The following is an 11,549-nucleotide window of genomic DNA, read 5'->3' as shown; positions in this document are numbered from 1 at the left end:
GAAAGAATCCGTAGAGCTTGTCGAGAGGACACCAATAAGTACAGAGGATAAAGAGAAAATCTACCATCTGAATGCGGAGAGGCTTTTTAAGCTGTGACGAATATTGATTTGCCGTGAGCCCCTAAAGTGCTTGAAAAGCATGACCAAAGGGTGGCATAATGGGACCCGTAGCCGAAAAATTGGATGAGACGAAAAGCACTCACGTCTACAGAGACAGGGTTCGTCCATACTAAAAAACTTTGGAGGTTGTACGATGGCAAAGACAAAGCTGTATGATTTAAGCCAGCCTTTCGGACACAATGTGCCGCTGTGGCCGTATTTCGAGGATGTAAAGATCGAACGCGTCCACTATCACGCCAAATCGGGAGTCCTCTCCCAGAAGATTACCACCGTCATGCACTGCTCGACGCACGCTGATTCTCCTGCCCATGTGATCGAGGGGCTGGCCTATACGGATGAGATTCCCCTCGAGAAGTATTACGGAACCGGCGTTGTCGTCTCCATTCCAAAAGGCAAGTGGGAAGTAATCACACCGAAGGACCTCGAGAAAGCACGGCCCAAAATCGAGAAGGATGACATCGTCATTATCAATACCGGATGGCACAAATACTGGGGCGACAGCACGCAGTATTTCTGCTACAGTCCCGGTCTTTACAAAGAGGCGGGCGAATGGTTCGTGGAACGCGGTGTGAAAGCAGTGGGCGTTGATCAGCAGGCGTTGGATCATCCGCTTGCAACTGCCATAGGACCGCATGGCCCCGGACCTCTCCGTCCAGATGTCGTCGCGGAGTACAAGAGAGAAAAGGGACATGACGTCATTAAAGATTTTCCGCACTGGGAACCCTGCCACAGGCTGCTTCTCGGTAACGGCATCATGGGGTGGGAAAACGTTGGCGGTGATATTGACCTCGTTACGGGCAAGCGTGTGACCATTGCCGGCTTTCCTATAAGATGGGTAAAAGGCGACGGCTCCATAGTCCGGCTCGTGGCAATAGTGGACAAGTAAGAAGCGGCAGGCAACGTACCGTTGCGAGTTGCGAGTTACAAGCTTGTTGCCAGCGTGCTTTCTTCAACTCGTAACTCGCAACAGGCTGTTCTCAACACGTAACGCGTAACACTAAACACGGCGTTGCCCGGAAGCAACGCCAGGGAGGTGCAGAATGAAGAAAGTCGAATTGAAGGACGTGAAGCAGTACAGCGCGGCGGGGCACTTCGGCATGACTGCGATGAGACTCCACGGAAAAGAAGAATCAGGCGCTCAAAAGTTTTGGATGGGCCTTTCCCATTTCCTTCCGGGAGGCGGGGCCGAAATGGATGCGACGCCAACTGAAAAGATATATTTTGTACTGGAAGGCGAAGTAACGGTTCAGACTCCGAAGGAAGAGATCACGCTTAAACCGTGGGATTCAATCTTCATCGGCCCGAATGAACAGCGTGCGATCATAAACAAGACCAACAAGCCGGCAAGTATGCTGGTTGTTATTAATTATCCGTGACCGATGAAGCGATGATGCGGAACTACCAAACATGAAGTGCCGTTTCTTGGCTCTCTGGTTTTTCCCGCTTCCACGCTTCATCGCTTCATCGCGTTCACTTCCTTAATGAGGAGACAACCAATGAACAGACAAAACATTCAGGAGCTATTCGACGTAAGCGGAAAAGTTGCACTCATCACCGGGGCCACCGGCGGCTTCGGCAAGGCAGCATCAAAAGGCCTCGCTGCGGCAGGCGCCAAGGTGATGTTGACGGGCAGAAACGTCCCGAAACTGGAAGAGATCGCCAAAGAGATTCGCGATGGGGGCGGACAGGCAGCCTTCTCGGCAGGCGATCCCGTCAAGCATGCCGATGTACAGCGTGTGGTCGCAGACACGGTCAAGACATTCGGCGGCATAGACATACTGATCACGGCAGCAGGAGTAAACAAGGTCAACACAATCGTGGATCAGCCGGTTGAACAGTGGCAGGAGATCATGGACGTGAACGTGAAAGGCACGTGGCTCTTCTGTAAGGAGGCAGGCCGTGTAATGATTGAGCAGGGTAGAGGCGGCAAAGCAGTGCTCGTCTCTTCCACCAGAGGTATGCTGGGCATGGCCCGCTATGCGGCCTACAGCCCGTCTAAGGCCGCGGTCAACCTGATAACCAAATCCCTTGGCTGTGAATGGGGTCCACACAAGATCAACGTAAATGCGATTGCGCCGACAGTATTCCGGACGGAACTGACCCAGTGGATGTTCGATGACCAGGCAGCCTACAAAACCTTTCTCGCCCGCATTCCCATAGGCAGATTGGGGGAGCCGGAAGATTTTATAGGAACCGTGATATTCCTGTCATCAAAGGCATCCGACTTCATGACCGGCTCAATCGTCTACGTTGATGGCGGTTACACTGCAGGGTAACCTACTTATGACAACAACAGAAAAAGAGCATATTGCCGTTATCGGCGCTGGCTTGATGGGACACGGCATAGCGCAGATTTTTGCGCTGCACGGCCATCCCGTCTCCCTGCTTGACGTGAATGATGAGGTGCTGGCAAAGGCGATTGAGAATGTCAGGACGAATCTTACCCTCCTTGCAAACAATGGCATCGGAAAAAGGGAAGAGATCGAAGGCGCCGTCAGGAGGATAACAACGACCCAGGACCTGAAGACGGCTGTTTCAGGCGCGCACTTTGTGGTTGAGGCAGTGGCAGAGCAGCTGGAGCTTAAGCAGAAGCTCTTTAAAGAAATGGATGAGCTTTGCCCGCAAGATGCAATTCTCGCTACCAACACGTCGGTGATCAGCATAACGGAGATTGCGGCCAAAGCCAAAGGAAAGAAACGGATCGTCGGCACTCATTTCTGGAATCCTCCCTATCTCATTCCACTCGTCGAGGTGGTGCCGGGTGACGAGACATCTCTCCAGACAGTCGATCAAACATATGATCTACTGAAAGCCGTAGGAAAGAAAGCAGTCAAGGTAAAGAAGGACGTGCCCGGGTTCGTAGGCAACCGGCTGCAGCATGCGCTCTGGCGTGAAGCGGTCGCCATCGTTGACCAGGGGATTGCAGACGCGGCGACAGTTGACGAGGTGATAAGAAACAGCTTCGGTCTCAGACTTCCCGTGCTGGCCCCGCTGGAAACAGCAGACATGGTAGGGCTTGACCTGACACTGCAGATTCACAATTACATCCTCAAGTATATCGACAGGTCCACAGAGCCCGCACCAATCTTGAAGCAGAAGGTGGAGAAAGGTGAACTGGGTTTTAAGACCGGCCGCGGATTCCAGGAATGGGATCAGGAAAAAATGCAGAAGAGCAAGACCCAACTGCTTGAGTATCTGATTAAGTGGAACAGGGAACATAAGGAGACAAATTCTAAGCCCTAATATCTAAATCCTAAATAATATCAAATGACCAAAATTACAAATAGCCACGAAATCTCGGCTCTCCTTTAGAAAATTTGATATTTGAACTTGTTTAGGATTTACACATTCGATATTCGGATTTGAACCAGATCAAAGCAACCCATACTAGGACTTTGCGTAGAACCAGGTATTGAGGAGGAACATCCATGGCAAAGCCACTTTGGAACCCGTCTATAGAGAGAATCAAAAACGCGAATATGACGAAATTCATAGAGTTCGTCAACAAGCGTCACAACAAACAGTTCAAGGGGTATTTCGAACTCTACGACTGGTCGATCGCCAATATTCCGGATTTGTGGGCAAGCGTGTGGGATTTTCTCGAAATCAAGGCTTCGAAAAAATATGACAAGATCGTTGATGACCTCAAGAAATTTCCGGGTGCACAGTGGTTTGTGGGCGCGGAATTAAACTTTGCTGAGAACCTCCTCAGGTACAGGGACAAAAAGACAGCCTTTGTCTTCAAGTGCGAGACAAAGCCGTCGAAGAGCATCACCTACGAAGAGCTTTATACAATCGTTGCCCGCCTTGCAGCATCGTTGCGTGCGCAAGGAGTCACAAAAAAAGATCGGGTCGTAGCCTATATGCCCAACATGACTGAAACGGCAATCGCCATGCTTGCAACCACCAGCATAGGAGCGACGTGGGCATCCTGCGGATCCGAGCTGGGTATGCAGGCGGTCATTGACCGCTTCAGCCAGATCGAACCCAAGGTGCTCTTTGCCGTTGACGGCTACCTGTACAAGAATAAGCCCTTCCCCATGCTCGCCGATGTCAAAGCCGTGGTTGAGGCTGTCCCCTCCATTGAAAAAGTCGTGATTGTCCCCTACGTGAACGAACATCCTGATCCGGGCAGCGTACGCAATGGCGTGCTCTACCACGATTTCCTCTCCAACGATAAGGAGATTCTCTTCGAGCAGGTACCCGCAAACCATCCTCTCTACATCATGTTTTCATCGGGCACCACAGGCAAGCCCAAGTGCATGGTCCAGAGTGTCGGCGGCATACTGCTCAACCAGCTGAAGGAGCTTGTTCTCCACTCGGATCTCAAACGGGACGACACAATCACCTATATGACTGCACCCAGCTGGATGATGTGGAACTGGCTGGTGGCAGCGCTCGGTGTGGGTTCAAAGATTGTGCTGTTCGACGGCAACCCGGGCTATCCTGATCTCGGCACCATGTGGCAGCTCGTGGACGATGAAAAGATAACCTTCTTTGGAACAAGTGCGACGTATATCAATCTCCTCAAGAGCCAGGGATTCAGACCGAATGAGCGCTTCAAGCTCGACTCCCTGAAAGCAATCGGCCAGACAGGCTCGCCCCTTTCCGCGGAAGGCTTCCAATTTGTCTACGATGCCATCAAGACAGACGTGCACTTCAATTCCCTTGCAGGCGGCACGGACATTAACGGCTGCTTCGCAATCGGCTCTCCGACATTACCGGTTTACGCCGGCCAACTGCAGGCCCCAGGCCTTGCCATGAAGGTGAAGGCATACGATGAAAAGGGAAATGTCGTGCATGACAGACAGGCAGAGCTTGTCTGTGAAGCCCCTGCCCCGTCCATGCCTCTCTATTTCTGGAACGACCCCGACTACTCTCGTTACAGGGACGCTTATTTTACCGTTTACCCGAACATATGGCGCCATGGGGATTATGTGACGTTCTACAGCGACACCCGCGGTATCACCTTCTTCGGCCGTTCGGACGCCATACTGAAGCCCTCCGGCGTTCGCATAGGCACGGCTGAGGTCTACAACATCGTGGACAAATTCGAGGAAGTGGCCGACAGTGTCGCCATAGGCCAGAACTGGGAAGGCGACCAACGCGTGCTCCTTTTTGTGAAGCTTGCTCCGGGCGCCACCCTCACCGATGATCTGCAGAAGAGAATCAAGAATGCCCTGCGTGATAAAGCCTCTCCGCGCCATGTACCGTCTCTGATAGTTGACGTACCTGATATACCGTACACATTCAGTTCGAAGAAGGTGGAAAGCGCTGTTACGAACATCATCAACGGCAGACCGGTCACCAACAGGGACGCGCTCATCAACCCCGAGTCTCTGGACTATTTCGAAAAGATATTACCTGACGTACAAAAATGACGTGCAAAAATTAGGGAGGGGCCGTGAAGATCATAGGGTTCAACGGGAGTCCGAGAAAGAGTTGGAATACGGCGACACTGCTTGAGAAAGCCCTCGAAGGAGCCTCATCGGAAGGCGCAGAAACAGAGCTGATCCATCTGTACGACTTGAATTACAAGGGCTGCATCAGCTGCTTCTCCTGCAAGACCAGAGGCGGCAAGAGTTACGGCAGATGTGCGGTCAACGATGAGCTGACACCGGTGCTCGTCAAGGCAGGAGAAGCTGACGGTCTCGTCTTCGGCTCTCCGATCTATTACGGAACGGCCACGGGGCACATACGTTCGTTTATGGAACGGTTGTTCTTTCCTTATTCCACCTACACCGACCCGCCGGGCTCCCTCTACCCGAGAAAGATACGCACTGCCTTTATTTACACCATGAACGTCACCGAAGAGCTGATGAAGGAACGGGGCTTCGACCGGCAGATCGCAATAACTGAAGAGACGCTGGCAAGGATTTTCGGTGCCACAGAAACGCTCTTCAGTTTCGACACCTACCAGTTCGATGATTACTCGAAAGTAGTTGCGGATCGCTTTGATCCCGAGAAAAAGGCAAGGAGAAGGGCTGAAGTCTTTCCGAAGGATTGCCAGAGAGCCTTTGAAATGGGAGCCCGCCTCAGTCTGCGACCAGCAGAGAAATAGTAACCTCTCGCCTCAAGGCACAGATCTGATCGAGCGGCTTGAAGTCCAGCGATCCCGTGCCTATATTCGTTCAGGTAATTCCAGAAAGCCAGAATAGGCAGGAGTAAGAGCACATCCCGGCTCGAAGAGGGTCTATGAATATTGACCGAAGAGAGTTTCTGAAACTGGCAGGCCTCGGCAGTGTGGTATTTGTGTCTGAACTCTGCGGACTTGATAAGATGACTGGCAAGGCCCTGGCTGCAGAGGATGACTTCTTTTTCGTCCAGATGTCCGATACACACTGGGGCTTCAACGCACCCGCGGTAAACCCGGATTTCTCAGGCACTCTCAAGAAGGCTGTCACAGCAGTCAACGATCTCAAAGTTCAGCCCGATTTCATCATGTTCACGGGTGATCTCACGCATGTCACCGATGATGACAAAGAGCGCAGAACACGCATGACCGGGTTCCGCGATATCATCAAAGACCTGAAAGTGAAGGAGATCAGATTTATGCCTGGAGAACACGATGCCGGGCTGGATGAGGGGGCGGTTTTCAAAGAGTTCTTTGGAAAAACACACTATACATTTGACCACAAGGGGGTTCATTTCATTGTCCTGGATAATGTGTCGAATCCGACATCGCAAATCGGGGATGAGCAGTTGACGTGGTTGGGTGCTGATCTGAAACAGCTGGGCAACGATGCACGAATCGTGGTCTTTACCCACCGTCCGCTGTTCGATCTGTATCCGGATTGGGACTGGTATACGCGGGATGGGGCCAAGGCCATAGAACTGCTCAAGCCCTTTGCAAATGTTACAGTCTTTTACGGGCATATCCACCAGGAACACCACAACAACACGGGGCAGATTGCCCACCATGCGGCCAAGGGATTGATGTTCCCCTTGCCTGCCCCTGGTTCGGTTCCAGTGAAGAATCCCATTCCATGGGATGCGAGCCAACCCTATAAGGGGCTGGGATTCCGCGAGGTACAGGCGAAGACGGGAGAGGCCCGCTACACCATATCCGAATTCGGCGTGAAAGGAGAAAAACTATGAAATCAATGAAGTCCTGGTTCCTACTCTGCGGCGTAATTGCGGCGCTTATTCTAGTCGCCACGTATGGACGCCTGATCGCAGCTGAGAAAGAGCAGGTGATCCAGGTAACAGCTAAACGGTTTGAATATTCGCCCAAGGATATCACAGTGAAGAAAGGCGTGCCGGTGGTGCTGGAGTTCACATCGCTCGATAGATTGCACGGGTTCAACTGCCCGGGTCTGGGAATTCGCACGGATATTCAGCCCGGAAAAGTCAACAGGCTCCAGTTTACCGCTGATAAGACAGGAACGTTTCCTTTTCACTGTGACAACTTCTGTGGAACCGGTCATGAGGGAATGCGGGGAACTATTACAGTCACTGAGTAGGGTTCTAATCCATTATATTGTGCCGACCTGAGATGAACGCGGCTAAGGCGCGCATTGTCCATCGCCGTCTGGGAATGGCGGTTGCTTTTTTCTTGAGCATCCAGGCTATCGCCGGCATGTTAATGAGTGGAGGGAGGCTGGCATCTTTCGATACTTCCTTCATCTATAATGTGCTCTATTCTATCCACGCCGGTTGGAATCCGTTAGGGAGTATCTATCGGGTGGCTCTGGGGGCTGCCACTGCCCTGCAGGCAATTCTGGGAATCATGCTCTTCTTCAACCGGTTTCGTTACAGAGCGGGGAGCAAGGCGAGTACTGTTCTGAATCTTCCCGGCAAGGCATCTGAATTAAGAAAGGAGAATGCCATGGATGCTCTCAGCTTTGCTGCCGATATTCGGCCTCTCTTTCGCGACAAGGACATAAACGGCATGAAGCCGAACGGAATCGATCTCACTTCTTATGAGAACGCGAAAAAACACGCTGAGGATATATATGCCCGGCTTGCCGCCAAGGAAATGCCTTGCGACGGGCCATGGAACGAGGGCAATCTGCAAAAGCTAAAGGGATGGATTCAGGGCGGGATGCAGCCCTGACCCTCATCAGGCCTCACTCTCTAAAGCAACCAGCTTTCCAATATATTTGACAACCGTGTTAATATAAACAACAATAGAGCCATGCCAACATGAGCCGCATCGTGCTCCAGGACGTTCCAGGAATGGCGTTTGTATTCAAGATGGGCCCAGCCTTCGGCCGGGTACCCGGCGCGGCAGCGAGGATTGTATTAGCGGGGCACCCGTGGGCAGCCTTCTTGCCAGCGGGCACGAGCAATTGAACGACGGGTCGCAGGAGGATAAGCGACGCAGGGACAACGAAGGTATACGCTTGAAGACAAATAGCCATAGGGGTGCCTGGTGAAATCGATAGTCAAATTACTGGCTAAATCTGACGCGCTTGCGAATTTTATTTTTTCACTCGTTCTCCTTGCCATGAAAATGCGTCTCGACTCCACGGCAAGAAAATTCCCGTTTTTCAAGAAGCGCCTTGGCGAGAGGACGCTCACAGCCCAATTGAAACTGAAGGACAATTCTCGTGGCAGATACTTCACCATCAGGAACGGCGAGGTTATATCGGGAAGCGGTATTCATGCCTCCCCTGACGTCACCGTGACCTTCGGCGACGCACGCGTGGCGCTCGATATGCTCGTCCCCCCCCGCGATCAGCTGGCCACGATCAACGCCATGAAGAGTTTCCGCCTGGGGCTCGAAGGCCCGGATGAGATGAGCAGCTGGTGGATGGAAACGCTGAGCCTGATGCTCAATGCGGGAACGAAATACGGCACCGACATGGGCAAAGGCGTCACGAGATACACAAGTAACAGCAACGGCGGTCCTGTGTTCGTCTACGTGAAGGACGGGAAGATCCTGAGGATCACGCCCATCGATTTTGACGACAAGGATGCACAGCCATGGACAATCAGAGCGAGAGGAAAGACATTCACTCCTCCTCGCCGGACAACCATTTCTCCCCACACACTCGTCTTCAAATCAATGATCTACTCGCCTGAAAGGATTCTCTACCCGATGAAGCGGGTTGATTTCGATCCCAATGGTAATCGCAACTGCCAGAACCGGGGCACGTCGGAATACGTCCGCATCAGCTGGGATGAAGCGCTCGATATTGTTGCAAATGAAATAAAGCGCGTGAAGAAGACGCATGGTCCGGGAGCCATCCTGAACGGGAGCGGCTCGCATCATCTGTGGGGAATCCTCGGCTATTGGTTGAGCGCGCGACTCAGATTCTTCAACAACATTGGATGGACACCGGTGGCGCATAATCCAGACAGCTGGGAAGGCTGGTACTGGGGCGCAACGCACCACTGGGGACAGAGCATGCACCTTGGTGCGCCCGAAAGCTACGGCACAGTAGAAGATTGCCTCAAGGAATGTGAAATGGTCGTCTTCTGGTCGAGCGACCCGGAAGCGACAAGTGGGGTGTACGGTGCATTCGAGGGCACTGTCCGCCGCCAGTGGCTGAAAGAGCTGGGTATCAAGATGGTGCATATTGATCCGTTTTACAACCACACGGCAGCTCTTCTCGGCGGCAAGTGGCTCGCGCCTCGACCCGCAACAGGTAACTCCCTTGCACTGGCCGTCGCGTACGTGTGGATAACAGAAGGTCTTTACGATAAGGCATACGTGGCCTCGCGCACCCACGGGTTCGATCAGTGGAAGGAGTATGTGCTGGGCAAAGAAGACGGTATCCCGAAAACTCCCGAATGGCAAGAGGGAGAGGCAGGAATACCCGCGAGAGAAGTAAGGGCGCTGGCCAGGTTATGGGGTACGAGAAAGACGTATCTTGCAGCAGGCGGGCTCTCGGGTTTTGGCAGCGCCTGCCGCGACGCTACAGGAAATGAATGGGCCCGCTCCATGGTCTGTCTCATGGCCATGCAGGGTCTCGGCAAGCCAGGCATCAATATGGGCGGCATGCAGCAGGGCACACCCATAGACACGAGCTTCTATTTCCCTGGCTATGCTGAGGGAGGCCTCTCAGGTGATCTCGGCGGCACGGCTCTCGCCGTGGCGCTTTACTCACGCTTTCCGCAGCTGCCGACCGTAAACACAGTTTACCAGCGGGTGCCCCGGTTACGCATTCCAGAGGCAATCCTCGACGGCCATACGTACGGCTATCCGACCGACTCCATGACCATTCACGGCCAGTTTCTCCGGTACGACTATCCCGCGCCGGGTCATTCACCGGTAAAGATGTACTACAAGTACGGCGGCTCTCACTTGGGCACCATGTGCGAAACAAACCGCTACGCAAAAATGTACCGGTCCGACAAACTCGAATTTGTGGTCAACCAGTCAATATGGTTCGAAGGAGAAGCAAAGTTTGCAGACGTCATACTGCCTGCCTGCACAAACTTTGAGCGGTGGGACATCAGTGAGTTCGCCAACTGCGGAGGCTACATTCAGCACAGCTTCAACCAGTGCAACCACCGGGTGGCAATTCTGCAACATAAGTGTATCGAGCCCCTCGGCGAGTCCAAATCAGATTTCCAGATATTCCTCGAGATAGCGAAACGGCTGGGGTTTGCAGCGCTCTTCTCGGAAGGAGTTACTGAGTTCGACTGGTGCAAGCGCCTCTTCGAAGCAACTGACCTGCCTAAAGCGATCTCGTGGAAAACCTTTCTCGAGAAAGGCTATTACGTGATTCCCGCGCCCAAGGAGGAGTTGCGCGCACCAGTTTCTTTCAGGGCTTTTGCTGAAGACCGGCTGAAGGATACGCCCGAGATTGCCCCATTGCCGGCAGATTACTCCGAACAGGTCTTCAGGGGCCTTCAGACCCAAACGGGGAAAATAGAGTTCGTCTGTTCGAGTCTGCAGCGCTTCGACCCGAATGACCCGGAGAGACCGGTGATGACCAAATACATCCCTGCCTGGGAAGGTCATCATACCGCCGAGCTTTACAAGAAATACCCCTTGCAGATGATTACTCCTCACCCCAGGTACAGCTTTCACACCATGGGAGACGGGAAACATAGCTGGATCAATGACATAAAAGATCATCGTGTGTTGATTGACGGCTATTATTACTGGATCGTGCGTATCAACTCTCAGGATGCCGAAGCACGTGGCATCAAAGAGAACAACCTGGTGAGAGTATTCAACGATCGGGGCTCGGTCATCTGCGCAGCAGAGATCACAGAGCGGGTAGGTCCGGGCACGGTTCACTCGTACGAGGGCTCGTCAAATTACGACCCGATCGGAGAACCCGGATCGTCTCCAGACCGCGGGGGCTGCATGAACATCTTGACGCCTAGCCGATCAATCATCGAAAAATCGCACAGCATAGCGGCAAACTCATGCCTCGTGGAGATCGAGCGATGGATGAAATAGTGTTAACGTCTTATGACAACCGGGGACATGGTGAGTGAGGACAGACACTCTTCACTAGCGAGCACGG

10 protein-coding genes are annotated in these 11,549 nt (G+C 52.8%); all 10 read left to right on the top strand.

All coding sequences use genetic code 11. The features are described 5' to 3' along the window. Positions 1–253 precede the first annotated feature (253 nt). The 10 genes from VMT71_10315 (at position 254) to VMT71_10270 (ending at position 11,482) form a co-directional block, all read left to right on the top strand. Positions 254–1,006 (top strand): cyclase family protein, encoded by a 753-nt coding sequence (locus tag VMT71_10315; GenBank protein ID HVN24352.1) that lies wholly within the window; start codon positions 254–256, stop codon positions 1,004–1,006. A 154-nt stretch (positions 1,007–1,160) separates the two neighbouring features. After that, positions 1,161–1,496 (top strand): cupin domain-containing protein, encoded by a 336-nt coding sequence (locus VMT71_10310; GenBank protein ID HVN24351.1) that lies wholly within the window; start codon positions 1,161–1,163, stop codon positions 1,494–1,496. Positions 1,497–1,616: 120 nt separating this feature from the next. Next, entirely contained in the window at positions 1,617–2,396 is a 780-nt protein-coding gene (locus VMT71_10305) for a glucose 1-dehydrogenase (protein ID HVN24350.1), read from the top strand. Positions 2,397–2,403: 7 nt separating this feature from the next. Next, entirely contained in the window at positions 2,404–3,363 is a 960-nt protein-coding gene (locus tag VMT71_10300; GenBank protein ID HVN24349.1) for a 3-hydroxyacyl-CoA dehydrogenase family protein, read from the top strand. 185 nt (positions 3,364–3,548) lie between these two features. Further along, on the top strand, positions 3,549–5,501 hold the full coding sequence (locus VMT71_10295; protein HVN24348.1) for an acetoacetate--CoA ligase: 1,953 nt from the start codon (positions 3,549–3,551) through the stop codon (positions 5,499–5,501). Between the two features lie 23 nt (positions 5,502–5,524). Next, entirely contained in the window at positions 5,525–6,181 is a 657-nt protein-coding gene (locus VMT71_10290) for a flavodoxin family protein (protein HVN24347.1), read from the top strand. A gap of 134 nt (positions 6,182–6,315) precedes the next feature. After that, positions 6,316–7,218, top strand: a complete 903-nt coding sequence (locus VMT71_10285) for a metallophosphoesterase (protein ID HVN24346.1) — start codon at positions 6,316–6,318, stop codon at positions 7,216–7,218. After that, entirely contained in the window at positions 7,215–7,583 is a 369-nt protein-coding gene (locus tag VMT71_10280) for a cupredoxin domain-containing protein (protein HVN24345.1), read from the top strand. Before VMT71_10285 ends, VMT71_10280 begins: the two co-directional genes overlap by 4 nt. Before the next feature lie 32 nt (positions 7,584–7,615). Continuing rightward, complete coding sequence (locus VMT71_10275) at positions 7,616–8,176, top strand: hypothetical protein (GenBank protein ID HVN24344.1); 561 nt, start codon at positions 7,616–7,618, stop codon at positions 8,174–8,176. A gap of 318 nt (positions 8,177–8,494) precedes the next feature. Further along, positions 8,495–11,482, top strand: a complete 2,988-nt coding sequence (locus VMT71_10270) for a molybdopterin-dependent oxidoreductase (protein ID HVN24343.1) — start codon at positions 8,495–8,497, stop codon at positions 11,480–11,482. Positions 11,483–11,549: the final 67 nt, after the last annotated feature.

This window comes from Syntrophorhabdales bacterium, assembly GCA_035541455.1.
GTDB lineage: Bacteria > Desulfobacterota > Syntrophorhabdia > Syntrophorhabdales > WCHB1-27 > JADGQN01.
Note: the sequence above shows the minus strand (reverse complement) of the source record. Positions and strands in the feature narration are given on the sequence as shown.